Below are 23,081 nucleotides of genomic sequence, written 5' to 3'. Positions count from 1 at the left end.
GCCCTGGTGAGGTACGCCTAAACGAGATCCTCGACGGCCACCGCCTGCTCGACCTGCTCGCGTACCCGCCGGGCGGGTTCCCCGTCGGCGTACAGTCCGCGCAGGTCGGCGAAGGCCGGCTCCGGCGGCGCCAACGACACCGCCGGGTCGACCACCGCTTCCAGGACGCACGGGCGGTCCGCGGCGAGCGCCTCGTCCCAGGCGGCGCCGACCAGTTCCGGGCGGTCCACCCGGACACCGTGCAGCCCGAGCAGGCGGGCCCAGCCGGCGTACGGCACGTCCGGGCGGCGGCGGGTGGGGTCGGACGACGGCGCCCGGCCGCCGCCCATGCCGTTCTGGTCGCGGTTGTTGAGCACGAGGACCACCAACCGTGGGTCGGCCCACCGCTGCCAGTGGTGCGACACGGTGATCAGCTCGGCGAGGCCGTTGAGCTGCATGGCCCCGTCGCCGAGCAGGGCGATCACCGGCCGGTCGGGTGCGGCGAGTTTGGCGGCCACGGAGTACGGCAGGGCGCAGCCCAACGAGCCGAGGGTGCCGCACAGTTGCGCGTTCACCCCGGGCGGCAGGACGAGGTGCCGGGCGTACCAGTAGAGGACCGAGCCGACGTCGACAGCTACCGACCCGGTCTGCGGCACCCGGGTGGAGAGCTCCTGGAGCACGAGCTGCGGGTTGATCGGGTCGGCGGGCGCGGCGGCCCGGTCGGCGGCGGTCGCCCGCCAGCGGTCGACGGCGCTCTCCACCGTGGCACGCCACTGCTGGTGGGGCCGCGACGGCACCCGGGCCAGCAGCGCGCGCAGCGTCTCGGCCGCGTCCCCGACCAGGGGCACGTCGGCCGGGTACCGGCTGCCGATGCGGGTGCCGTCGATGTCGATCTGCACGATGCGGGCCTGGTCGGGCATCGGGAAGTAGTCGGTCCACGGGTCGTTGGTGCCGACCAGCAGAAGCGTGTCGCAGCCGCCCATCAGCTCGGCGGCGGCCGGCGTGCCGACCTCGCCCAGCACCCCGGCGTGAAACGGCAGCCGCTCGTCGAGGACCGGCTTGCCCAGCAGCGAGGTGGCCACCCCGGCGCCGAGCCGGTCGGCCAGTTCGACGATCTCGGCGGCGGCGCCCCGGCCCCCCTGTCCCACCAGGATGGCGGTGCGCTGGCCGTTGCCGAGGACCTGCGCGGCGGCGTCGAGGTCCACCTCGTGCGGCAGCACCCGGGCCAGCGGTTCGCCGGGAGTCGCCGTGATCACGCCGACCGCGTGGGTGCCCAGGTCGGGCACCACTGCCTCCTGCAGGTGCCGGGGCAGCACCACGCAGGTCGGGCTGCGCGTCGCCGCCGCGGTGCGGAACGCCTGGTCCAGCAGCGCCGGCACGCTCTCCGGGCTGCGGCCGTACTGCACGAACTGGTTGCACACGTCGCCGAAGAGCCGGCTCAACCCGATCTGCTGGTGCGCGCCGCCCAGGGGGCCGGTGACGTCCTCGCCGACGATCGCCACGACCGGTTTGCTGTCCAGCTTCGCGTCGTAGAGACCGTTGAGCAGTTGCACCGCGCTGGGCCCCTGGGTGGCCAGGCAGACCCCGATGCCGCCGGTGAACTTGGCGTGCCCGGTGGCCATGAACGAGGCGGTCTCCTCGTGGCGGGCCGGGATGAACGCCGGGTCGCCTCCGGAGCGGTCCAGCGCCTCGACCAGCGGGGCGATCGCCGCGCCGGGAAAGCCGAAGGCGCGCGGGACCCGCCAGGCGCGCAGCCGCTCCACCACCAGGTCCGCGACGCGGCGCTCAGCCATTGCCGCGCCCCGGGGTGCCCTCGTCGACGTAGCGCAGCACCGCGCCGACGCCGTCGGTGAGCTGGGGCGCCTCGTCCGCGCCGAGCACCGTCAACGCCGCGTCGGTGCCGACCAGCGCCCGGACCAGCGCCGCGTCGGCGCGTACCCGCTGCGGGTCGTCGACCGACATCGCGCTGAGCTGGGTCGGGTCGACGGCGATCTCGGTCGGCTCGGGGCCGATCCACAGCTCGCCGTTGGCCGACGGGTCGTCGACGATGATCATGGTGTCGACCTGGTTGCGTTGCAGGGCGGAGACGACCGCGTCGAGGCCGGCGCCGACGTCCTCCTGCACGCCGAACCGGTCCAGCGCGGCGGTGATCCGCTGGTCGGCGACCTCCGCGATGGTCTGCACGGTGAGGTCGTCCAGCATCGTCTGGTCGGCGCCGCCGGCCCGGGATCCGGCGTCCGTGCGGACGACCAGGTCCTGCCAGCGCTCCGGCATCTGGGCGGCGATCATCCCGGTGGCCCGGACGTCACCGGCCACCACCACGACGTCGGCGCCCACCTTGTCGGCCAGCTCCACTGTCGCGGCGGTCACGTCGCCGGCGTTCTGGTGCCACGCCTCCATGGCGGCCCGCTGGTAGCGCGACTGGGACCACCCGCCGGGCTGGACGCGCCGCAGCGGGAAGCTGTCCCGGCCGGCGACGTGCGCCCGTCGGGGCACCCCGCCCGCGCTGACCGCCATCGCGTCGCCGCCGGTGCGGTCGGCCACGACCCGGACCCAGGCCACCTGCTCGCCGCGCTGGGCGAGCAGCGGCATCACGTGCGGCAACGGCCCGAAACTGGCCAGGTCGCGCAGCGGTGGCGCGGACAGGTACTCGGAGAGCGCCACCCGCCCGTGGCTGGCGAAGACGGCGAGGCCGTAGTCCCCGACCATCGGGTCGTGACCCCGGATCACCCGGTCCAACGCGGCGATGCTCGCCTCGTCGGCCCCCTGTTCGGCAAGGCGCCGTTCCAGTGCGCGCCAGCGCAGGTCCAGTGCCGGGTGGGCGTCCTCCGTGTCCGCGGAGGCGTCCAGGTACACCGAGCACCACGGCCCGGGTCGGTCGTAGAGCGGGCGCAGGAAGGACAGCTGCATGCTCGACCCCTTTCCAGCTCGGCCCCCCGCTTACCCTGCTCGCCCGGGATGTCACCTCGTGGCCGTGAGCCCGTGACCAGGTTTCATTCACGTCGTTCAACCGGGGACATCGATACGATCAGTGAACACAAGCGGACTCTCGGTGGTGGGGATGGACAGCGGACTCGATACCCGACGGATCGTGCACCCGACGGAGCGGATCGTCACCGGGCGGCTGGTCCGCCTGCTCGACGGCTACACCCGCGAGATACGCGTCGGCCAACCGGTGCTGGTCGCGGTGCTCGCCGCGGCGGCGTTCGCCCGGCTGCCCGCCCTGCTGCTGCGCGCGCTCTTCTCGTTCGGCGGCGGCGGCACCCGGCGGCGCTGGAAGGAGCTGAAGCAGGGCCCGGAATACCTGGTCACCCCGGTGCGCCTGCGCAACACCGCAGGTCAGCTCTGCGAGGTGGAGCTGCACGGGCACCTGCCGCAGAGCGCGCTGCACCCGGCCGACCAGGTGCAGCTCACCCTGCGCCCGCAGCGGGATCCGGAGTTGCCGCCGCGCATCGAGCGGATCGTCAACCTCACCACCGGGCAGTTGCTCACGCCGCGTACCGCGACGCTCTGGTCGCACCTGGGGCCGCCGCTGCTGTTGCAGGCGATGATCGGCGCTCTACTGCTGGCCGGTGTGGTGGCCTGTTCCGCGCTGACCTGAGCGTCGGGGGACGGCCCCCCTCCCGCGGAGGGTTTCCGGGCCGCGACGGGCGGGCACCGGCACCGGCATGTTTCCCGGCTTCACCCTCGACGAGATCGACGTCGGTCCGGTACGCCTTCGGGTCCGCCACGGCGGCTCCGGCCCGCCCGTCGTGCTGCTGCACGGGCATCCCCGTACCCACGCCACCTGGCACCGGGTGGCGCCGTTGCTCGCCCGGCGGCACACCGTGATCTGCCCGGACCTGCGCGGCTACGGCCGTTCGACGAAGCTGGCCGACACCCCCGACCACTCCGCGTACGCCAAGCGAGCCATGGCCCGCGACGTGGTGGCGCTACTCGACGCGCTGGGCCACGAGCGCGCCGCCGTGGTCGGCCACGACCGAGGCTCGTACGCGGCGATGCGCACCGCGCTGGACCACCCGGATCGGGTCAGTCGCCTGGGCGTGCTCGACGGGGTGCCGATCGGCGAGGCGCTGCGCACCTGCGATGCCCGGTTCGCCGCTCGCTGGTGGCACTGGTTCTTCCTGGGGCAGACCGACAAGCCGGCGGAACGGGTGATCAACGCCGATCCGGACGCCTGGTACGGGGGTGACCCCGCCGAGATGGGCGAGGAGGCGTACGAGGACTACCACCGAGCGATCCACGACCCGGCGACCGTGCACGCAATGTGCGAGGACTACCGCGCGGGGCTCGGGCCGGATCGCGCGGCCGACGACGCGGACCGGGCCGCCGGGCACAGGATCGGCTGCCCGGTCCTGTTCGTCTGGTCCGAGCGCGACGACATGGTGGAGTTGCACGGCGACCCGGCGGCCATCTGGCGGGAGTGGGCCGACGACGTACGGGCGGCGTCGGTCGACTCGGGTCACCACATGGCCGAGGAGGCGCCGGAGGCGCTCGCCGCTCTGCTCGCCGACTTCCTGACGGAGTGAGCGGGGGCCCGCACCCCGCATGGCTCCCGCCCCAGCGCGCGGGTTCGGCGGCGGGTCAGCCGACCGGCGTGGGCTCGCGGGTCGGCTGGTCGACGCTGCCGAGCAGGCCCCGGCGGTGTGCCCAGCGCTCGAAGATCACGGTGGCGAACGGCGGCACGGCGCAGGCCAGCGCCACGACGCTCACCGGCAGGCTCCAGCGGCGCAGCCGGGCCACCGCGAGCACCAGCAGCCCGTACGCGACGAACAGGCCGCCGTGGATCGGGCCGAAGATCTTGACGCCCAGCTCATTGCCGGGCGGGCCGTACTTGACGGCCATCCCGACCAGCAGGGCCAGCCAGGAGCAGGCCTCGGCGATCGCCGCCGCGACGAACAGCCGGGTCACCTTCTCGCGCATCCGGCAATGCTAGCGGTGCCGGCCGTTCGCGCCCGCGCCGACCACGCAGCGTGCGACAGGGGTCACGGGGCCCGCTACTGGGTAGGAAAGAACCCTCGGGTCTTCCCCCGCCCGCCGGCTCCGTGCGAGGTTTGGGGGGACCAGCGGTGACAGGGTGGTGACCATGGGCGAGGATGTCGGCGTACGGACCTTCAGTCGGGAGGACCGGGCGCGTTACCGCGAGAAGGTGCGCAACTGCCTGGACGTCTTCGCCGAGATGTTGCGCGAGTCGCGGTTCGACATCGACCGGCCGATGACCGGGCTGGAGATCGAGCTGAACCTCGTCGATGAGGCGTCGAACCCGGCGATGCGCAACGCCGACGTGTTGGCGGCCATCGAGGATCCGAGCTTCCAGACGGAGCTGGGCCAGTTCAACATCGAGATCAACGTGCCGCCGCGGCGGCTGACCGGCACCGGCACCGCCGACTTCGAGGAGCACGTGCGGGCCAGCCTCAACGCCGCGGAGGAGAAGGCGCGCGCGATCGGCGCGCACATGGTCATGATCGGCATCCTGCCGACGTTGCGCCCCGAGCACCTGACCGCCGAGACGCTCTCGGCGAACCCGCGCTACAAGCTGCTCAACGAGCAGATCTTCGCCGCCCGGGGTGAGGACCTGCCGATCGCCATCAGCGGGGTGGAACGCCTGGCGGTCACCGCCGACACGATCACCCCGGAGGCGGCCTGCACGAGCACCCAGTTCCACCTGCAGGTCAGCCCGGCGCAGTTCGCCGACTACTGGAACGCCGCCCAGGTGGTCGCGGGCATCCAGGTGGCGTTGGGCGCGAACGCGCCGCTGTTCTTCGGCAGGGAGTTGTGGCGCGAGACCCGCATCCCGCTGTTCCAGCAGGCCACCGACACCCGGCCGGAAGAGATCAAAGCCCAGGGCGTACGCCCCAGAGTGTGGTTCGGCGAGCGGTGGATCACCAGCGTGTTCGACCTGTTCGAGGAGAACGTCCGCTACTTCCCGGCGCTGCTGCCGGTGTGCGACCCGCAGGACCCGGCGCAGACCCTCGCGGCCGGCGAGGTGCCCAACCTGGCCGAGCTGCGGCTGCACAACGGCACGATCTACCGCTGGAACCGCCCGGTGTACGACGTGTCGCGCGGCCGGCCGCACCTGCGCGTCGAGAACCGGGTGCTGCCGGCCGGGCCGACCGTGCTGGACACCATCGCCAATGGCGCCTTCTACTTCGGACTGGTCCGCGCCCTGGCCGAGTCGGACCGCCCACTGTGGTCACAGATGTCGTTCAGCGCCGCCGAGGAGAACTTCACCAGTTGCGCCCGGCACGGCATCGACGCGCAGGTCTTCTGGCCCGGCCTGGGTTACCTGCCGGTCACCGAGCTGGTGCTGCGCCGGCTGCTGCCGATGGCGCACCACGGCCTGGACCGGTGGGGCCTCGACCCGGCCGAGCGTGACCGGCTGCTGGGCATCATCGAGCAGCGGTGCCTGACCAGCCGCAACGGCGCGACCTGGCAGGTGGAGACGCTGCACCGGTTGGAGTCCGCCGATCACCTGGACCGGCCGGAGGCGCTGCGCGAGGTGGTCCGGCACTACGTGACGCTGATGCACAGCAACCGGCCGGTGCACGAGTGGCCGATCCCCTGAAGCGGGGCGACGGTCAGCCGCGCGGTGTCGGCACGCCGAACAGGTCGGTGATGCCGCCCGGCAGTTGGGCGAGCAGGTCCTGTCGCTCGTCGTCGTTGAGGGCCTCGGCGACGGTCCGCAGCACCGCCTGAGCGTGTTGACGCACCTGGTCCGGGTTCGCGACCTGCTCCCGGTCACCGACGTGCTTGAGGAACTCACCGATGTCCCACCGGCGGCCCTGCGGGTTGCGGGTGACCGACGTGTCCAGCCGATCCGGTAGCTGTGCTGCCAGGTGGTCGGCCTCCTGTCCGGCGAGCCGTTCACCGAGCACCGACAGGACGGCCTGTACGGACCGTACGGCCTCGTTCTCCCCGAGGCCCGCGCGCTGGCGTACCGTGGCGATCATCTGGTCGTACTCCATGACCCGCTCCTTCCGTCGGCTCGGCCGGCCGTGCGGCCCGCCGGGCGAACGGGGCGGTTTCCCCGGCTGGCCGGGCACAAACGGGGTGGCGCGGTGTCCGGTGCCGAGACGCCTGGGTGGCGGTGGACCGGAATCAGCCGGCGAGCGCCGCGGGCGGCGGATCGTCGCGCAGCCGGCTGTAGAGATAGCCGTCGCGCCAGGCGCCGGCCCGGAACTCGCAGGCCCGCACGACACCCTCCAACTGGAAGCCGGCCTTCTGCAGCGCCCGCTGCTCGGCGACGTTCTCCGGGTGGGTGCCGGCCTGGATGCGGTGCGCCGGGGTGTGGGTGAACAGGTAGTCGCAGAGCAGCGCCTGGGCTCGCCAGCCGATGCCCCTCCCCCGCCACTCGGGGAGCAGCACGATCCCGATCTCCCAGTACGACGCCGACCCCGAGTACCGCCTGGACGTGTAGCTGACGATCCCGGCGGCCTGATCCTGCTCCACCTCGACGACGAGCCGCCCGTCGTCGGCGCCCAGCCAGCCGTCGACGGCGAAGCGCCGCGCAGGTGCGCCCGGGTCACGAAAGCCGGCCCAGTCGAGGCCGATCAGCCCGGGCTCGACGCAGAACCGCCGCAGCATCGCCAGGTCGGGCTCGCCCACGGGCCGCAGCCGAACGCCTGTGTCGTCCGTCGTCGGTGTCGACGTGTCCACACTCTCCATCGTCGACACGCTAGCCGCAGGCGCTCCGCTGGTGGGGGCGTCCGGCCGTCCGGCGAGCGCCCCGCCTGCCGGCCGACGCTCAGACCTTCAGCAGCACCTTCGTGCAGTCGTCCTGCTTCTTCTGGAAGATCTTGTAGCCCTTCGGTGCGTCGCGCAGCGGCAGGCGGTGGCTGACGATGAAGCTCGGGTCGATCTCGCCGCGCTGGATGCGCTCCAACAGTGGCCGGGTGTAGCGCTGCACGTGACACTGGCCGGTCCGCATGATCAGTGACCGGTTCATGAACGCGCCCATCGGGAACTTGTCGACGAGTCCCCCGTACGCGCCGATGACCGACACGACCCCGCCGGAGCGGCAGGCCAGGATCGCCTCGCGCAGCGCGAACGGGCGTTCCGTCTCGGTCCGCGTGGCCTGCTTGGCCCGGTCGTACGCGTACAGGGCCGCGTTGCCGTGGTGGCCCTCCAGGCCTACCGCGTCGATGCACGCGTCCGGCCCCCGACCGGCGGTCATCTCGTTGAGGGTGTCGAGCACGTCGGCCTGCTCGTAGTTGATCGTCTCGGCGCCGGCGTGCTCCTCGGCGAGCCGCAGCCGGTACGGGAGCCGGTCGATGACGATCACGCGCTCCGCGCCGAGCAGCCGGGCGCTGGCGGCGGCGAGCAGCCCGACCGGTCCCGCGCCCCAGACCGCGATGACCTGCCCCGGTTTGATGTCGCACATCTCGGCGCCCATGTAGCCGGTCGGGAAGACGTCGGCGAGCGTGACCGCCTGGTCGTCGGGGATGTCGTCGGGCACCTTGAGCGGGCCGACGTCGGCGAACGGCACCCGGGCGTACTCGGCCTGACCGCCCGCGTACCCGCCCAGGAGGTGGGAGTAGCCGAAGATGCCGGCCGGCGAGTGGCCCATGACCTTCTCGGCGATGCCGGCGTTGGGGTTGGAGTTCTCGCACACCGAGTACAGGCCCCGCTGGCACGACGAGCAGTGCCCACAGGCGATCGGGAAGGGCACCACCACCCGGTCACCGGGCTTGAGGTTGCGCACCTGCGGGCCCACCTCGACCACCTCGCCCATGAACTCGTGGCCGAGGATGTCTCCCTTGCGCATGGCCGGGATGTAGCCGTGGTAGAGGTGCAGGTCGGAGCCGCAGATCGCGGTGGTGCTGATCTTCACGATCGCGTCGCGGGCATTCATGATCGTCGGGTCGGGCACGTCGATCACCTTGACGCTGTCGGTGCCCATCCAGGCGGTGGCCTTCATCTCTGGGATCCCTTTCGAAGGCGTGGGTGGTCAACGACGGGACGTCGGCAGCGGCTGCGCGGGCCGCTGCATGGCCTGCTGGCGTACGGAGGTGCCGTTCGGGCTGCCCTCGGAGCGGACCACCTCGCCGGCCTCCAGCACCTGCTTGAACCGGCGCAGGTCGTCGCGGACCTGCTGCTCGGGCTCCTCACCGAAGAGCTTGGCCACCGCCCGGCCCAGTGCGCCGGCCGGGGGCGCGTAGCGCAGTTGCACCCGCACCTCGGTGCCCCGGTCACCCGGGGCGGGCACGAACCGGACCCGCCCGGCGTTGGCGACCCGGGCGCCCGGCAGCGAGCGCCAGGTGAGGGACCTGTTCGGCTGGTCGTCGATGATCTCGGCGTCCCACTCGATGTGGCGACCGGCCGGGCCGCGCGCGACCCAGTGGGAGCGGCGCAGGTCGTCGGCGCGTACCGACTCCAGGTGCGCCATGAACTTCGGCAGGTTCTCCACGTCGCGCCAGAACCGGTACGCCTCCGCGGGCGACCGGTTCACGGTCACCGCGATCTCCATCCGGATCACCCGGGCGCGGGCCCGTCGTGCGCGGCCGGCGCCGATGGCGACTGCCGTGTCCAGGGCGGTGATGCCGGCGATCGCGGCGGTCGTCAACGCCAGGCGGCGTCGGCGTTCACCCCGACGGTCGGCCATCGCCCGGCCCAGCAGGGTGAGGTCGAGCGCGTCACCGGCCACCCGCGTCCACGCCCAGCCGGCGGGGCGGCGGCCGCCGAGCAGACCGGCGGCGTGCACCAGCTCGCGTGCGCCGACGGCCGGGATGACCGCCTGCGCCGCCGGGGAGTCGTCCACCCCGGTCAGTCGCGCGAGGGACCGGGGTACGGCCAGCGCGCCCACGCCCAGGGCCAGGCTCAACAGGCCCAGCGCCCTCGGCAGGGTCGTCGGGACCGGCCCGTCCAGCTCCGGCAGGAGCACCGTCTCGACTCGATCCATGTCGGGTTCCTTCCGCGGGGCCGTGCCCGCCGACGCGCGGCGCCTCGGCGGTGGGTCCGCCTCCGTGACGCTATGCGGTACGCCCACCCCGCGAGACCGATTCGGGACAGAACGCCCCGCACCGCGCCGCATCGATCGCGAAGTCCGGACCTGGCGGAGTTTTTTCCACAGTCGCCGGGTCGGCATGGCGACATCGACTGACGCGAATCCCTCGGGCGCCCGTACCGTCCGGGCTCATGAGCCCTGCTCTCCTTCGTTCGCTGGCCACCACAGTCGTCGTCGGCCTGCTGGTCGTCGAGGCGGCGGCGCCGGCTCTCGCGAGTCCCCCCGAGTCGTTCGCGCCCGCGCCCGGTGGCGTCCGCACCGTGGTCCGCGACGCCGCCACGGGCGCAGCGGCGCCTCGGGCCTGCGCCGCGCTCGTGCCGGCCGACGCAGCGGCCTCGGGCCGTACGACTGGCCGGTGCAGTTCGCCGCCGCCGGGCTGGCGACCGTGTGGTCCGGTGGGGCCGGCGCTCGGCAGCAGGCGCGGACGGTGCGCGTGCGCGCCGGGCGGACGGCGACCCTGGACCAGGCGCTTCCCGCCGGCACGCTGGTCAGCGGTGCGGTACGCGTCGACGAGTTGCTGACCTACGCCCAGGTGCTCGCGTTCGACGCCACCACAGGTGATCTGGCCGGTGTGGCCGACGTGGGCACCGGATACGCCCTGCGCCTGCTGCCCGGCCAGCGGGTGCGGCTGCGGCTGCGCTGCAACTGCGCGTACGCCCCGCCGGTGTGGCACCGGCACGCGGCCGACTTCGACGCGGCGACTCCCGTGCGGGTCCGACGCGCGCCGGTCGTGGTGGACTTCGACCTTTGACCGGCCCGCCGGCTACAGGGCCCAGCGCAGCACGGTGATCAGGCCGACGACGGTGAGCGCCACCAGGACCAGGCCGATCACGGTCGTCACCAGGCAGCCCAGGGCGTCGTGCCACGAATCGGGCTCGCCCGAGCGGGGGCCGAGGTCGGTCCAGACGACCGGGGCAGGACCCTCCCGTTCGGCCTGAGCGACCAGGTGGGCGAGCCGCGCGCCCGCCACCGGACCGAGCCGGTCGGTGGGGTCGGCGACCACCCGCAGCGCGCGCAGACGTGACCAGGCGCCCGGGTAGGCCCTCTCGAACGCGACGATCTCCGGCGCGTCGGCGTCCTCGGTGAGGAAACCCCACCGACCGGCCTCGGCGACGTTGCCCACCTGCCGGTACAGCGCGGCACGCCGGGAGCGCAGCTCCAGGTCGTCGGGGTGCGCGGCGGTCAGGCTCGCCAGCCGCTGCATCGCGGGGTGGACGTGCCCACGCCGCAGGTCGGCCTCGACCCTCGCCAGTACGTGCTCTCTCGCCATGGCGGCCATTGTGAGCGGTACGCCCGCCGCGCCGACATCAGATTTCCGCCGGGCCACATATTCTGGCCGGCCACCGGAACCTTCCTCCCGCCCCGTTGGTGGGAGTGGTGGAGAAGGGGGGTGACGGGTGTCCGACGGCGATCTGATCTCCGAGGTCTACGCCGGCTGCTACCGGCGCCTGGTGGTCCAGCTGTACGCGGTGACCGGCGACCTGAACGAGGCGCAGGAGGCGGTCCAGGAGGCCTTCACGCGAGCGCTGGTGTCGCCGGGGCGCTTCGCGGGGCTGGAGAATCCAGAGGCCTGGTTGCGTCGGGTAGCCGTGAACTGGGCCCGCAGCCGGTACCGCCGTCGCCGCGTCCTCGACGGGCTGCTGCGCCGGATCGGCCCGCCGCCGGCCGTCGCCGACCACTCCCCGGAGCACCTCGCCCTGCTCGCCGCGCTGGGCGTGCTGCCGGAGGGGCAGCGGCACGCCCTGGCGTTGCACTACCTCGTCGACCTGCCGGTGGACGAGGTCGCGGCCACGCTGGGCGTGTCGGCCGGGACGGTGAAGTCCCGGCTGTCGCGCGGTCGACACGCCCTGGCCGCGCTGCTCGCCGACGCCGAGAGCGACGGCACCGCCACCACCACGAACGCCACCAATGCCGGTGCGGACGCTACACAAGTCGGGAGGATCGATGTCCGGTCGTGAGTTCTCTGGATTCGACGCGGACACCCTCACCCGGGCCATTTCCGCGCCGCCCCTCGACGAGCTGCGGTCGGCTGCCCGTTCCCGTCGGCGTCGGTCGGTCACGATGGTGGCGGCCGCTCTGGTCGCGCTGGTCGGTCTGGCGGTCGTGCCGTTGGTGGCGGGGGCGGACGGGGCCGACCGGGTGATTCCCACGCAACCGTCGACCGCGCACGGGGACGCTTTCACGCTGACCGGGCCCGACTCCGGGGTCGACGTGTGGAGGGACGGCTGTGTCGTTCGTTTCACGTACACCGGTGACCGCGGCCGAACCTGGTCGGACTGGGACGCGGCGGTGTTCGACGGCACCAGGTGTGCGACCACCACCACCGGAACAGTGGACACCCGCATCGAGGTCTCCGTGCTCAGCGACCGGACCTACCTGGTGAGCGACGTCGGGGTGCTCTTCCTCTCCACCGACTACGGTCGCACCTGGCGGGACGCGGCTTCCGCGATCCTCGACGTACCCGCGTTCCCGGCAACGGCCCGGCCGGTCTTCTGCTGGTTCGGCTGTGAGCCACTGTCCGAGCCGCTGGCGGTGGACCCGTCGAGCGGGACGGTGTACCGGCTCACCACGGCGCCTTCGTGGCGCCCACTGTTCAGCCTCTATCCGGCCGCCGACGGCAGCATCTGGGCGGCGTACCAGATGGGGAGCGTTTCGGGAGCGACGGTCGCCCGCAGTGTCGACCGGGGCGCGACCTGGACCACCTGGACCGTGCCCGGCGACGCGATGGTGACGGCGGTGGTGGGGCTCGACGACCGGGAGGGGTACGTGCTGACCGAGTCGTCGGCGGTGGGCGGCGGAGCGCGGCTCCTGCGCACCACGGACGGCGCGAAGACCTGGACCGACACCGGCACCGACCTGCCGGACGAGGCGATCTGGGACCTCACGGTCGGGTCGGACGGCTCCCTGCTGGCGATCAGCCCCGGCGGGGGCACCGGGGCCGACCGGCTCGCGCGGCTCCTGGTCAGCCGGGACGACGGGAAGACCTTCACTGTCGTGCGGGAGTACGGCCCGCTCGTCGGAACCGCCAGCGTGGCACCCGGGTACGCCTGGCTCTTCGGGAACGACGCCGATCCGACGAGCCAGCCGGACCACCTCCTCGTCACCTCCGACGCGACCACCTGGACCCGCTTCACGCTCTCGCCCTGAACGAGGCCCGCCCTGGGTGTTAACAGCGCCTCGCACCGGGTAGCCGGCATCCGCTTCTACGAAAGCGGGCCCGGGGAGGTGGGATGACGGCGACCAGCGCCTTCTTCGAGCGGCTGGCCGCTGACTGCCAGGACCCGCGTTTCCGCAAGGTGTGTGGGAGCGTGCGCTTCGACATCGGGGACGGGGATGACCTGGAGCAGTGGTTCCTCGTCATCGACCACGGCGACATGCGGGTGTCCAGGAGCGGCGACCCCGCCACCACCGTGATCAGGGTGTCCGTGCAGGTCGCGGAGGCGATGGCGCGCGGTGAGGTGAACGGCTTGGCGGCGATCACCCGCGGCGAGATCATGGTCGACGGCGACCTCGGCCTGGCGTTGCGCCTCGGACGGCTGTTCCCGCGCGCAGCCGAACCGCGGCGCGCAGCCGAGCCGGCCAGTGGGACGTAGCCGATGAGGGACATCCCCGGCACCGTGTCGTGTATCGACGGGAACACGTTCCTCGTGTCGGACGCCAGTGGGGACGTGCATTCCTCCTCGGCCACCCCGGTCGGGCTGTTCGCCGCCGACACCCGTTACCTGTCCCGCTGGGTGCTCACCGTCAACGGTGAACGCATGGCCGCCCTGTCGGTGGACGACAGCCAGTACTACGAGGTGACGTTCTTCGTCGTGCCGGGCGGGGCCGTCGACTACGTCGAGGCGGACGTGTCCGCCATCCGGCGCCGACACATCGGCCCGGACCTGACCGAGTCGCTGACGATCTTCAACTACGGTCAGTCGGTTGTCGACCTGGACGTCCGCCTGGAGGTGGAGGCCGACTTCGCCGACATCTTCGAGATCAAGTTCGACCTGCACGACAAGGCCGGGACCCGCTACACCCAGGTCGACGCGAACGAGCTGCTGATGGGCTATCGGCGCGGCACGTACCGGCGGGAGGTGGTCGTGTCGACGAGCGAGCCGGCCACCATCGACCCGAGCGGCCTACGGTTCGCCGTGCACCTGGAGCCCGGGCAGCAGTGGACCACCCGGTTGCAGGCCGCCATGCGGGCACTGCGCCCGGACGGCGTCGACCTGCGGGACGCCCTGCGGGCGCAGCGACCGGACGATTCCACCCTGCCGGACAGCGTGCGGGAGTGGGTCGCGCAGGCCCCGACACTGGACACCGACAGCGCGGCGCTGCAGCAGGTCTACCACCGCAGCCTGGTGGACCTGGCGGCGCTGCGCTTCGCGCCGCTCTCGCTCGGCGGCGCGGCCGTACCCGCTGCCGGGTTGCCCTGGTTCATGACCCTGTTCGGCCGCGACAGCCTGCTGACCTGCCTGCAGACCCTGGCCGTCACACCGTCGTTGGCCCCACCGACCCTGCGGATCCTCGCGTCGCTGCAGGGCGCCCGGACCGACGACGTCCTGGAGGAGGACCCCGGGCGGATCCTGCACGAGCTGCGCTACGGGGAGTCGGCCGCGTTCGAGGAGCAGCCACACTCGCCGTACTACGGCACCGTCGACGCGTCGCCGCTGTTCGTGGTGCTGCTCGACGAGTACGAGCGGTGGAGCGGTGACATCGCGCTGGTGATGGAGCTGGAGCAGGAGGCGCGCGCGGCGCTGACCTGGATCGACACGTACGCCGACCTGACGTCGAGTGGCTACGTCTCGTACCAGAAACGCAACCGCGCCACGGGCCTGGACAACCAGTGCTGGAAGGACTCCTGGGACAGCATCTCCTATGTCGACGGCCGGCTGCCCGGGTTCCCGAGGGCCACGTGCGAGACCCAGGGGTACGCCTACGACGCGAAGATCCGCGGGGCGCGGATGGCGCGTGCGTTCTGGGGCGACCCGGACTACGCCGACCGGCTGGAGAGCGAGGCGGCAGCGCTGTTCGACCGCTTCAACCGCGACTTCTGGCTCGACGACCGCGGCTACTACGCCCTCGCCCTGGACCACGACGGGACCCCGGTCGACAGCCTCTCCTCGAACATCGGGCACCTGCTGTGGAGCGGCATCGTGCCACCCGAGCGGGCCGCACGTGTCGTCGAGCACCTGATGGGCCCGGCACTCTTCTCGGGTTGGGGGGTGCGGACCTTCGCGGAGGGGCAGAGCCGCTACAACCCGCTCGGCTATCACAACGGCACCGTCTGGCCGTTCGACAACTCGTTCATCGCCTGGGGCCTGCGCCGGTACGGGTTCGACAGCGAGGCGGGTCGCATCGCCGAGGGGATCCTGTCCGCCGCGACCTTCTTCCAGGGCCGGCTGCCCGAGGCGTTCGGCGGGTACGACCGCGGCACCACCCGGTACCCGGTCCGGTACCCGACCGCCGGCAGCCCGCAGGCGTGGTCCAGCGGGGCGCCCATGCTGCTGCTGCGCACCATGCTCGGCATCGATCCGCACGACGACCATCTCGCCGTGAATCCCGCGTTGCCCGCCGCCTTCTCCCGGATCGCGCTGCTGGACATTCCCGGCCGCTGGGGCCGGGTCGACGCGTTCGCCCGGCACCGGCCGGACCGGCCGCCGTCGACGCACGGAATCGCCTGACGGTCACTCGGGTCGGCTGTGCAGGACGTCGCGGGCCTGTTCGGCGGCGCGGGTGATGCTCTCGCTGATGAAGTCCAGGAAGCGGGCGATGTTCTCCAGGCGGGCGGCGGCGGGGGTCTGCGGACCGAGGACGGCGACGCCCTGGCGGGCCGTCTCGACGAGCTGGTCGTTGGCGCGGGCGCTGGCGATCGTCGCCTGGTAGAAGAGCTCGTTGTCGACGACGTAGCGGTCGCGGCGGCGCTCGTCGCGCTCTCGGCGCACGAGGCTCTGGCTCTCCAGAAAGGCGATCGCCTTGGAGATGGACGCCGGGCTGACCTGGAGGCGCTCGGCAAGCTCCGACGCGGTCAGGCTGCCCGAGTCGGTGGTGAACAGGCAGGTCAGCACCCGCGCCCCCATCTTGTTCAGGCCGGTGGCCATGAGGACGGTCGTGAACGTCTCCGTGTACTCGGCGACGGCCTCGGTGTCTCGGCCGTGCGGCTGCGGGACCGACTCGGCCACTCGGGTGGAGGCGGGCACACGTCGGCGGGCACGGCGTTCGGTGGCGCGGTGGGCCAGGTCGGCGCGGTAGGCGTTGGGACCGCCGTTGCGCAGCACCTCGCGGGTGACCGTCGAGGTCGGACGGTCGAGCCGCCGGGCTATCTCGGCGTACGGCAGGCTGTCGGCCAGCCCCAGCGCGATCTGCTGGCGTTCCTGCTGGGTGAGTCTGCCTCCCGGCATCGCGATCTCCTCGGTGGTGGTGTTTTCGGAGCGCCCCCGCGCGCCCCCACCATAGCGTTCACCGTCATTCGATTGCAATGACACATCGGTGCAGCGTTGCGTTACATTCTGATCCATTGCAACACTTGCAGCCTGTTTACCTGGGCATATGCACTTTGGAAGCAACGAGCTTGTTGCCCTCTTGTGGAAAGCAACGTAGCGTTTCTCATATCAGAAACACCGTTGCGAGCAGCAGGAGAACGACATGCCGAGCTTCCCGACCCCCGCACCCATCTCCGCCGTCCTGGACATCCCCGCCGGGCGCGTCCAGTTCATCGCCGCCGACCGCGCGGACACCACAGTCGAGGTCCGGCCCACCGACGTCGGCCGCAACCGCGACACCCGGGCCGCCGAGCGGACCACCATCGCGTACGCCGACGGCGTCCTGCGAGTCACGACCGCGACCCCCGCCAACCGGTTCCTCGGCCCGTCCGGCTCGGTGGAGGTGACCGTCCAACTCCCCGCCGACTCCCGCGTCGAGGTCCGGGCCGCCAGCGCCGAGCTGCGCGGCGTCGGACGCCTCGGCGACGTCACCGTCGACGGCGCGTACCGCCACATCAAGATCGACGAAGCCGCGAGCGTGCGTCTCACCGCGATCGACGGCGACGTCGAGGTCGGCCGGCTCAACGGCCCGGCCGAGATCAGCACGACGCGGGGCGACATCCACGTCGCCGAGGCCCGACGCGGCGCGGTCGTGCTGCGTACCCAGTCCGGCGACATCTCGATCGCCGCCGCCAACGGCGTCTCGGCCGCCCTGGACGCCGGCACCGACCACGGCCGGGTCAGCAACGCGCTCACCAACACCGGCAGCGCCGACCTCGACATCCACGCCACCACCTCGCACGGCGACATCACCGCCCGCAGCCTCTGAAACCCCCGAACCCCCCAAGGAGTACGACAATGACGACGAACAACCCCTCCTCGACCAGCTCGACGTGGACCGGCATGGTGCCGGTCGACGACACGGCCCTGGCCGTCACCGACACCGGCGGTACGGGCATCCCGGTGGTCTTCCTCAACGGCCAGTTCGCCACCCAGGGGTACTGGCGACGCGTGATCGCCGACCTGGGCACCGGTTGGCGGCACATCACCTACGACGAGCGAGCCCGCGGCAGAAAGTCGGGACGTTCGGCGGACTACTCCTTCGAGGCCGCCGTCCGGGACGTCGACGCCGTTCTCGCCGCCCGGGGCGTGGACCGTGCGGTGCTCGTGGGTTGGTCGTACGGCGCGGTGGTCGGCGCGCACTGGGCCAGCCGGAACCCGGACCGTACCGTCGGGGCGGTGCTGGTGGACGGCGCGTTCCCGCACGACTGGCTGGACGAGGCCATGGAGCAGCGCATCCGCAAGCTGTTCCGGCGGATGAACCTGTTCATGCCACTGCTGCGTCCGACGGGCCTGACCCCACGAATGAACGCCGCTCAGATGGCGGAGAGCAACATCGAGCTGGGCAGGCTCTCCCGCGAACGGGAGCTGGGCCCGGTGCTGGACGCCATCACCGTTCCGGTGCGGTACGTGGTCGCGTCGGGGACGTCCCTGGGCAGCAAGGGCGACGAGCAGGAGCGCATCCGCGCCAGCCTCGACGCGGTAACCGTCCGCAACCCGAACATCCGGGTCGGCGCGAAGGTCGCCAGCAACCACGGCGCGATCCTCAAGAAGGACTTCGCAGCGGTCGCCACCGCCGTACGCGAGGTCGCCGCCCTCGACCACGAGGCCCGCTGACGACACCGGGCCCACCGGCGCCCCGGTCGCCTCGCGCGACCGGGGTCGCCCGGTGGGCGCAGTAGCGGTCGTAGCCGTCGAGTTCGCCATGCAGGAATTCGGCAGCCTGCCGATCGTCGTCCTCGGGCACGAACGCTGCGGCGTCCGTCCGACGCGGGCGGCGGGGGCAGCCGTGGCTGGACGTGACCCGGCAGGGCATTGCGGTGGGCACGAACCATCGGCGTTCGTGAAACCACTCACCGCCCCCGGCCGGCAGCCTCCCCATCGGTTGCGAGGGCTGTCGTGATGGCGCGCAAGGGCAGAGAGTTCGTCGATCGTCTGTATCCTGACGTCGTGCATGTTCCGGCTGCAGACATCTACCTGACCTACCGCTGCAACATGCGATGTCGACATTGCTTTGTGGGGCCCGCCCTCGACCGGGGTACAGATCTTCCGAAAGCTGCTCTCATCAGCTTTCTCCAAACCGCCCGCCCGGAATGGGAAACTCGTGAGATCTCTTTCCTAGGGGGCGAACCAACACTCTATCCCCACATAGATTTTGCTATTCAGCTCGGCCGGGAGCTCGGCTATCACATGAGGGTCGTGTCGAACGGTGGGTCCTCGCTGCTCCGTCTCATGAAGCGTCACGGCGCGGAGGATTTCGATCTCGCGGTGAGCCTGGACGCTGCCTCGCCGGCTCGACACGACGCGCTGCGGCGGCGTGGCTCCTTCCGCACGGCGGTCGAGTCCATCACTGTTGGTCGACAACAGGGCCGCCGGGTTTCTGCGATCCTGTCGGTAGGGCGGCACAACCTTGATCAGGCACTCGACACCTTGCTCCTACTGGGCAGACTCGGCGTCGATCACGTCAATGTCCATTACGTCACCGACCGAGGCTTCGCCTCGGCGGACATGCTCGCCAGTCCGGAGGAGTGGCGTCACCTCCGAGACCAGATCATCGGTTCGTCGGGGCTTCCCGACGTGCGTTTCGAAGGAACCTTCCGGCCGGCCGGCCGTTCCCTGTCCTGCGCGGCGGAACAAGAGTCGATGCTGATGCTCTTCCCGGATCAACGGATCTACTCCTGCACGATGTTCGTGGGCCTTCCCGATGGCAATGCGCACCGGTGGCGTGATGGTTCTCTGATACGCAATGAAAGATTTCGTTCCCGATACCGCCCCACCGGCGAACCGTCGGGGCACTGCCCCGCCGCCTCATTCGTGAACGAGGGGCTCCCGAGGTCGGCCGAAGCCGCGGGCTGCACGATCGGTTGCATCTTCGACAAGGAATTCATCACCGCCAGGCAGGCGGGCCACGCGGCAGTAACCCAAAAAATCGACAGGAGAGCGCAGTGACCTCGAACCGGCCGGTGGAATACTTTCGCCAGCACTCGGCGCTGGCGGACTGGTTGAGAGCTGTCCGGGCCGAGGCGCGGAACACTATTCTCGCCGAAGACTCCACCCGCTCCAGCCGTCTCGAGTTGCTGTCTCAGCTCATGGGCCTGCCCATCATCGAGGCGATCACATTCGACGGCAGCGAGGTGGCGAGCAGGTCCGAGAGATTCACGAGCTTCGCCAGGTCCGCCCAGGGCCGCTACGCCGTGCGCGCCTTCCCGCGGCGGGAGGATGGCGGACAGGTGCACCGCAACCGCAACCTCCCTTTGCCCGCGCTCGTCGACTGGCTGACCCAGCAGGATCTCGACCTCGACTCCTACGAGATCGAGATCAGTCAGCACCTACCCAACCATTGGGCCACCATCTTCGTGGTCAACAGCGACGGGGTGATCGGCGAGATCGTCCGGGGCAGCCTGCGCCAGCTGACGCAGGGCGGGCCCGGCACGGCACCGTCGGTCAGCTACGTCCACGACTTCCAGAACTGGAAGACGGAGGCGCCGACCCCGGAGTGGCAGCAGACCGCAGCCGCCGCAGTGGCCTACACGGCGGTGCCCGACGCTGACGTTCGCGCGCGACTGCACGACGCCCTGAACTGCGATTTCGCGCGCGATCTCCACTTGTGCGGATACTTCGAGGCGATCGTCACCCCAGAGGGCGACATCCGGTTCATCGACTACAACATCTCCCTCGGCGACCAGGTCCCCGCAGCGTTCGTGCACCTGATGATGGACCAGCACGGCAGCGGCGGTGACGTTCGCGGCCGGACCGCCAGTCGCGGCAGCGTCACCGGCAGGGCACGGGTCGTGGTCTTCGAGGACGTCGCTTCGGCCCACCTCACCGACGGCGAGGTGCTCGTCTGCGTCGAACCCACTCCGGACATGGTGCCCCTACTCGCCAAAGCCGGCGGGTTGGTCGCCGACCGTGGCGGGGTCCTGAGTCACGCCTCGATCGTGTGCCGTGAGCTGGCCATTCCGTGCCTCGTCGGTACCACCAACGCCACGGAGATCATTCCCGACGGCGCGATGATCGAAGTCAATGCAGACGCTGGGCTGGTCCGGGTGCTGCCCTGATCCATATTATTCAATCGCAGACCCGGAGGAGCCCAGCGGCGAGGAGACACCCATGCACCTGTGCAGCCGGGAGGACTTCGCACGGCTGAGGCAATCCGGTGAGCTGAGCCTGTCGGCGCCCGACGGGGCCGAGCCGGTCTTCCTCGACGAACACCGACTCGCACTGCACATCGCGGATATTCACCGGCTCACCGACGACGTAGATCTACGTAACACGAATGCCGCGTCATCCGACCTGCTGGACCCCACCGATCTCTGCCTCGATCCAGGGTCCTTCTATCTCGGCATCACGAGGGAGAGATTCGCTCTCGGCGGCGGCCTCGCCGCGTCGTTGCACACCCGGTCACGCTACGCGCGGCTCGGCCTCGAGCTGCTCGGGTCGTCGAACTTCGTCGTCCCCGGTTTCGGCTCCACCGGCGCGGCACCGCTTGTCTTCGAGATCTCTGTCAAGAAACTGACAAGGGGCTTCTCCACCACCACGCCATACTGCTTCCTTCTCCTATATCGCCTCTCCTCGCCCCGCAAGGCGCCAAACCCAATGGATTATCGTCGGCGATTTCCGCTACACCACCCAGCACAGGTGGGGGACCTAACAGCGTGACAACACACCCCTATACCGGCGCCTGGTCACCGGACCAGTTCCGCGGCAAGACACTCGTCGGCGTGGATTTTTCCAACCGATGCCTGGTAGGCGTCGACTTCACGGGGGCAGTCCTCAAGGACTGCGACTTCTCGAACAGCGACCTCAGTCATGCGAAGTTCACCGGGGCGGACCTCTACCGATGCAACTTCTCGCGCTCCGTGCTGTACGCCGCGGAGCTGGACAACGCCAACCTGACCCGGGCGAACTTCACGCACAGCTTCATCTACGGATGGCTGCTGAACTCGACCGCCAACGTCACGTATGCGCAGCTCCTGAATTTCTCCATCGAGGAGCACCGGCGAGCGGTCCTCATCAGCGAAACCCACCCCGAGTACATCAGGGCCATTACCTTCGGTCAGCAGATCGGCCCGACAACCGAGCTATGCCGGCAGGACTACCAGGTGGGAAACTATCGGTACACGTTCACCGAGCTGGAACCGCAGGAAGCAGCGCTCCAAAAGTCGCAGGTCTACAATCGCCTCAAGCGGCTGTACCGGGAGAATCAGAACGGCGAAACCGCCCTGCACTGCCTCTACCAGGAGCGGTACTGGTTAACCCGCTCCTACTACCGGCTCAGTCCACTGACACTCGGCCGCTTCCGCGAGAGCATGGTGAAGACGGCCGTCCGCACCGCCGGTGCGTACCTCGCCGAGGTGATCAGCGGATACGGTGTACGGCCCGGCAGGATCGTGCGCAATCTTCTGTTGCTGTGGCTGATCTTCACCATCGCGACCACCATCATCGGTGCTACGTCAAGCTCGAACGGGGTGCTCTACACGACGCCCACCCGTCCACCAGTGACCGTGGCCGGCCGCGTTGAGGCCCCGCAGACGGCGCCGCCCGTCGTGGACATCGGTAAACCTGACCTCCAGTACGGACGTACGCTGCACTACACCCTGCTGTCCACCGTCACTCCCGACCCGCAGCGCTACACCGCGTACGGAATCATGGATCTGGTCTCGCTGGTCTATTTCTTCCTCGCCGCGATGCTGCTCGCGCTGCTCTTCTCGTCGGTGTTCATCCGCCTTTTGAGCGAGTGAGCGCGTCAGGTCGGCGTTAGGTGAGGGATGAGATGGGTCTGCTCTGCAGGATCCACAGGTCGCCGTCGCGCGCGGCCCACTCGATGTCCTGCCCCTCACCGAGAACCTCGTCGCAGGTTCGTGCCACGCGGGCGAGTTCGGGGAGCAGCGAGGCGAGGGCGGGCGCCACGTCCTCGACATCGGGGGTGACAAGGGCCCCGCCCGGCTCCAGAACGACGTAGTCGGCCGCACCGGAGCCGGCACCGGGCACGATCGCTTCGATGACGAGTTGCCGGGCACCGGTTACCGGGTCGCGGGTGAACATGACGCCGGCACAGTCACCTTCGATCATCGGCTGGACGATCGCGGACATGCTCGATGGTGCGAGGCCCATCGCCTGGCGGTAGGAGTTGGCCGGCGCCTCGTGCAGCGACCGCTGCACCGCGTACAGCGCCTGACGGACGCCGTCCGGCTCCGGTGCCACGTCGAGAACGGTGCGGAATATCCCTGCGTACGACTCGTGCTTGCCGTCCTCGGCGACGGCGGACGAGCGCACGGCGACCTTGCCCTCGCCGAGCACGGTGAGAGCCTCGGCAAGGCCGGCCGCGACCTGGGCGGACTCCAGCCGTTCCATACCCCGCACGGTGACGCAGAAGCCCGGCGGTACCCGAACATCGTGCTGCATCAACCTGGCGAGGGCGAAAGCCTTGCCGCCTACCGTCTCGACGCCAACCGCCGTCGCGGCCTCCAACGAAACGATCTCCACGTCAGCCCTCATCGCACTCATCTCGCACCGTACCCAGCCGGCAGTTCGGTCCAGACTCGGGCGACCGGCGGCCAATCGGCCCGCAG

At 70.8% G+C, this 23,081-nt stretch carries 24 protein-coding genes; 14 read left to right on the top strand and 10 right to left on the bottom strand.

Annotated elements, in window-relative coordinates; translation table 11 throughout:
• Positions 1–17: 17 nt before the first annotated feature.
• The gene (locus ACLQ27_RS00510; RefSeq protein ID WP_425865285.1) at positions 18–1,772 is read right to left on the bottom strand and encodes a thiamine pyrophosphate-binding protein; all 1,755 of its coding nucleotides are present in this window, start codon (positions 1,770–1,772) and stop codon (positions 18–20) included.
• Positions 1,765–2,889, bottom strand: coding sequence for a Vms1/Ankzf1 family peptidyl-tRNA hydrolase (locus tag ACLQ27_RS00505; protein WP_357575347.1), 1,125 nt, complete (start codon positions 2,887–2,889; stop codon positions 1,765–1,767). Before ACLQ27_RS00505 ends, ACLQ27_RS00510 begins: the two co-directional genes overlap by 8 nt.
• Before the next feature lie 142 nt (positions 2,890–3,031).
• Between ACLQ27_RS00505 and ACLQ27_RS00500 the strand changes: the two genes are divergently transcribed.
• Together ACLQ27_RS00500 and ACLQ27_RS00495 are read left to right on the top strand one after the other, a co-directional pair.
• The gene (locus ACLQ27_RS00500; protein ID WP_357490603.1) at positions 3,032–3,580 is read left to right on the top strand and encodes a hypothetical protein; all 549 of its coding nucleotides are present in this window, start codon (positions 3,032–3,034) and stop codon (positions 3,578–3,580) included.
• 67 nt (positions 3,581–3,647) lie between these two features.
• Entirely contained in the window at positions 3,648–4,508 is an 861-nt protein-coding gene (locus ACLQ27_RS00495; RefSeq protein ID WP_357490144.1) for an alpha/beta fold hydrolase, read from the top strand.
• A gap of 55 nt (positions 4,509–4,563) precedes the next feature.
• On the opposite strand, the gene ACLQ27_RS00490 is transcribed toward ACLQ27_RS00495, so the two are convergent.
• A complete protein-coding gene (locus ACLQ27_RS00490; RefSeq protein WP_357490143.1) occupies positions 4,564–4,902 on the bottom strand; it encodes a DUF3817 domain-containing protein in 339 nt (112 codons plus the stop codon).
• 163 nt (positions 4,903–5,065) lie between these two features.
• Here ACLQ27_RS00490 and ACLQ27_RS00485 point away from each other — a divergent pair, with 163 nt between their 5' ends.
• Positions 5,066–6,544: a glutamate--cysteine ligase gene (locus ACLQ27_RS00485; protein ID WP_234583634.1), complete on the top strand. Its 1,479-nt coding sequence runs from the start codon at positions 5,066–5,068 to the stop codon at positions 6,542–6,544.
• A 13-nt stretch (positions 6,545–6,557) separates the two neighbouring features.
• Here ACLQ27_RS00485 and ACLQ27_RS00480 read toward each other — a convergent pair whose 3' ends face one another.
• The 4 genes from ACLQ27_RS00480 to ACLQ27_RS00465 form a co-directional block, all read right to left on the bottom strand.
• Positions 6,558–6,944 (bottom strand): DUF2267 domain-containing protein, encoded by a 387-nt coding sequence (locus tag ACLQ27_RS00480; protein WP_357490141.1) that lies wholly within the window; start codon positions 6,942–6,944, stop codon positions 6,558–6,560.
• A gap of 133 nt (positions 6,945–7,077) precedes the next feature.
• A complete protein-coding gene (locus tag ACLQ27_RS00475; RefSeq protein ID WP_357490139.1) occupies positions 7,078–7,644 on the bottom strand; it encodes a GNAT family N-acetyltransferase in 567 nt (188 codons plus the stop codon).
• A gap of 79 nt (positions 7,645–7,723) precedes the next feature.
• Entirely contained in the window at positions 7,724–8,896 is a 1,173-nt protein-coding gene (locus ACLQ27_RS00470; RefSeq protein WP_357575346.1) for a zinc-dependent alcohol dehydrogenase, read from the bottom strand.
• A 30-nt stretch (positions 8,897–8,926) separates the two neighbouring features.
• Entirely contained in the window at positions 8,927–9,877 is a 951-nt protein-coding gene (locus ACLQ27_RS00465) for an SRPBCC family protein (protein ID WP_357490136.1), read from the bottom strand.
• A gap of 460 nt (positions 9,878–10,337) precedes the next feature.
• On the opposite strand from ACLQ27_RS00465, the gene ACLQ27_RS00460 reads away from it, so the two are divergent.
• The gene (locus ACLQ27_RS00460) at positions 10,338–10,733 is read left to right on the top strand and encodes a hypothetical protein (protein WP_425865284.1); all 396 of its coding nucleotides are present in this window, start codon (positions 10,338–10,340) and stop codon (positions 10,731–10,733) included.
• 12 nt (positions 10,734–10,745) lie between these two features.
• Here the strand turns inward: ACLQ27_RS00460 and ACLQ27_RS00455 are convergent, their stop codons facing one another.
• Positions 10,746–11,252 (bottom strand): DUF6584 family protein, encoded by a 507-nt coding sequence (locus tag ACLQ27_RS00455; protein WP_357575344.1) that lies wholly within the window; start codon positions 11,250–11,252, stop codon positions 10,746–10,748.
• Positions 11,253–11,379: 127 nt separating this feature from the next.
• Here ACLQ27_RS00455 and ACLQ27_RS00450 point away from each other — a divergent pair, with 127 nt between their 5' ends.
• The 4 genes from ACLQ27_RS00450 to ACLQ27_RS00435 all read left to right on the top strand — a co-directional run bounded on the left by ACLQ27_RS00450 (position 11,380) and on the right by ACLQ27_RS00435 (position 15,651).
• A complete protein-coding gene (locus tag ACLQ27_RS00450; protein WP_425865283.1) occupies positions 11,380–11,940 on the top strand; it encodes an RNA polymerase sigma factor in 561 nt (186 codons plus the stop codon).
• Positions 11,927–13,129 carry a WD40/YVTN/BNR-like repeat-containing protein gene (locus ACLQ27_RS00445; protein ID WP_425865282.1) on the top strand — a complete coding sequence of 401 codons (1,203 nt, stop codon included), beginning with the start codon at positions 11,927–11,929 and terminating at the stop codon, positions 13,127–13,129. Before ACLQ27_RS00450 ends, ACLQ27_RS00445 begins: the two co-directional genes overlap by 14 nt.
• Positions 13,130–13,212: 83 nt before the next feature.
• On the top strand, positions 13,213–13,575 hold the full coding sequence (locus ACLQ27_RS00440; RefSeq protein WP_357490128.1) for an SCP2 sterol-binding domain-containing protein: 363 nt from the start codon (positions 13,213–13,215) through the stop codon (positions 13,573–13,575).
• Between the two features lie 12 nt (positions 13,576–13,587).
• Positions 13,588–15,651, top strand: a complete 2,064-nt coding sequence (locus ACLQ27_RS00435) for a glycogen debranching N-terminal domain-containing protein (protein ID WP_425865922.1) — start codon at positions 13,588–13,590, stop codon at positions 15,649–15,651.
• Between the two features lie 3 nt (positions 15,652–15,654).
• Here the strand turns inward: ACLQ27_RS00435 and ACLQ27_RS00430 are convergent, their stop codons facing one another.
• Positions 15,655–16,368, bottom strand: a complete 714-nt coding sequence (locus tag ACLQ27_RS00430; protein WP_425865281.1) for a helix-turn-helix domain-containing protein — start codon at positions 16,366–16,368, stop codon at positions 15,655–15,657.
• Positions 16,369–16,612: 244 nt separating this feature from the next.
• On the opposite strand from ACLQ27_RS00430, the gene ACLQ27_RS00425 reads away from it, so the two are divergent.
• From ACLQ27_RS00425 to ACLQ27_RS00400, 6 genes are all read left to right on the top strand, one after another.
• Entirely contained in the window at positions 16,613–17,278 is a 666-nt protein-coding gene (locus ACLQ27_RS00425; protein ID WP_234583649.1) for a DUF4097 family beta strand repeat-containing protein, read from the top strand.
• 29 nt (positions 17,279–17,307) lie between these two features.
• On the top strand, positions 17,308–18,126 hold the full coding sequence (locus ACLQ27_RS00420; protein WP_357575338.1) for an alpha/beta fold hydrolase: 819 nt from the start codon (positions 17,308–17,310) through the stop codon (positions 18,124–18,126).
• A 285-nt stretch (positions 18,127–18,411) separates the two neighbouring features.
• Positions 18,412–19,458 (top strand): radical SAM protein, encoded by a 1,047-nt coding sequence (locus ACLQ27_RS00415; RefSeq protein ID WP_357575337.1) that lies wholly within the window; start codon positions 18,412–18,414, stop codon positions 19,456–19,458.
• Entirely contained in the window at positions 19,455–20,567 is a 1,113-nt protein-coding gene (locus ACLQ27_RS00410) for a PEP-utilizing enzyme (protein ID WP_357575336.1), read from the top strand. Before ACLQ27_RS00415 ends, ACLQ27_RS00410 begins: the two co-directional genes overlap by 4 nt.
• Positions 20,568–20,619: 52 nt before the next feature.
• Positions 20,620–21,168 carry a dCTP deaminase domain-containing protein gene (locus ACLQ27_RS00405; protein WP_357575335.1) on the top strand — a complete coding sequence of 183 codons (549 nt, stop codon included), beginning with the start codon at positions 20,620–20,622 and terminating at the stop codon, positions 21,166–21,168.
• Positions 21,165–22,250, top strand: coding sequence for a pentapeptide repeat-containing protein (locus ACLQ27_RS00400; RefSeq protein ID WP_357575334.1), 1,086 nt, complete (start codon positions 21,165–21,167; stop codon positions 22,248–22,250). Before ACLQ27_RS00405 ends, ACLQ27_RS00400 begins: the two co-directional genes overlap by 4 nt.
• Before the next feature lie 16 nt (positions 22,251–22,266).
• Here the strand turns inward: ACLQ27_RS00400 and ACLQ27_RS00395 are convergent, their stop codons facing one another.
• Entirely contained in the window at positions 22,267–23,007 is a 741-nt protein-coding gene (locus tag ACLQ27_RS00395) for a PEP/pyruvate-binding domain-containing protein (protein WP_357575333.1), read from the bottom strand.
• Between the last annotated feature and the right edge of the window lie 74 nt (positions 23,008–23,081).

The sequence above is a fragment of the Micromonospora sp. DT63 genome, from assembly GCF_049841615.1.
Taxonomy (GTDB): domain Bacteria; phylum Actinomycetota; class Actinomycetes; order Mycobacteriales; family Micromonosporaceae; genus Micromonospora.
This window is presented reverse-complemented; position numbering and strand designations above follow the sequence as displayed.

Bases quoted from the DNA above. Each gene is read 5' to 3' on its own strand.
- ACLQ27_RS00490 (WP_357490143.1), bottom strand. From the start codon at position 4,902: ATGCGCGAGAAGGTGACCCGGCTGTTCGTCGCGGCGGCGATCGCCGAG.
- ACLQ27_RS00465 (WP_357490136.1), bottom strand. From the start codon at position 9,877: ATGGATCGAGTCGAGACGGTGCTCCTGCCGGAGCTGGACGGGCCGGTC.
- ACLQ27_RS00445 (WP_425865282.1), top strand. From the start codon at position 11,927: ATGTCCGGTCGTGAGTTCTCTGGATTCGACGCGGACACCCTCACCCGG.
- ACLQ27_RS00510 (WP_425865285.1), bottom strand. From the start codon at position 1,772: ATGGCTGAGCGCCGCGTCGCGGACCTGGTGGTGGAGCGGCTGCGCGCC.
- ACLQ27_RS00455 (WP_357575344.1), bottom strand. From the start codon at position 11,252: ATGGCGAGAGAGCACGTACTGGCGAGGGTCGAGGCCGACCTGCGGCGT.
- ACLQ27_RS00475 (WP_357490139.1), bottom strand. From the start codon at position 7,644: ATGGAGAGTGTGGACACGTCGACACCGACGACGGACGACACAGGCGTT.
- ACLQ27_RS00470 (WP_357575346.1), bottom strand. From the start codon at position 8,896: ATGAAGGCCACCGCCTGGATGGGCACCGACAGCGTCAAGGTGATCGAC.
- ACLQ27_RS00440 (WP_357490128.1), top strand. From the start codon at position 13,213: ATGACGGCGACCAGCGCCTTCTTCGAGCGGCTGGCCGCTGACTGCCAG.
- ACLQ27_RS00425 (WP_234583649.1), top strand. From the start codon at position 16,613: ATGCCGAGCTTCCCGACCCCCGCACCCATCTCCGCCGTCCTGGACATC.
- ACLQ27_RS00480 (WP_357490141.1), bottom strand. From the start codon at position 6,944: ATGGAGTACGACCAGATGATCGCCACGGTACGCCAGCGCGCGGGCCTC.
- ACLQ27_RS00505 (WP_357575347.1), bottom strand. From the start codon at position 2,889: ATGCAGCTGTCCTTCCTGCGCCCGCTCTACGACCGACCCGGGCCGTGG.
- ACLQ27_RS00415 (WP_357575337.1), top strand. From the start codon at position 18,412: ATGGCGCGCAAGGGCAGAGAGTTCGTCGATCGTCTGTATCCTGACGTC.
- ACLQ27_RS00420 (WP_357575338.1), top strand. From the start codon at position 17,308: ATGACGACGAACAACCCCTCCTCGACCAGCTCGACGTGGACCGGCATG.
- ACLQ27_RS00405 (WP_357575335.1), top strand. From the start codon at position 20,620: ATGCACCTGTGCAGCCGGGAGGACTTCGCACGGCTGAGGCAATCCGGT.
- ACLQ27_RS00495 (WP_357490144.1), top strand. From the start codon at position 3,648: ATGTTTCCCGGCTTCACCCTCGACGAGATCGACGTCGGTCCGGTACGC.
- ACLQ27_RS00395 (WP_357575333.1), bottom strand. From the start codon at position 23,007: ATGAGGGCTGACGTGGAGATCGTTTCGTTGGAGGCCGCGACGGCGGTT.
- ACLQ27_RS00430 (WP_425865281.1), bottom strand. From the start codon at position 16,368: ATGCCGGGAGGCAGACTCACCCAGCAGGAACGCCAGCAGATCGCGCTG.
- ACLQ27_RS00485 (WP_234583634.1), top strand. From the start codon at position 5,066: ATGGGCGAGGATGTCGGCGTACGGACCTTCAGTCGGGAGGACCGGGCG.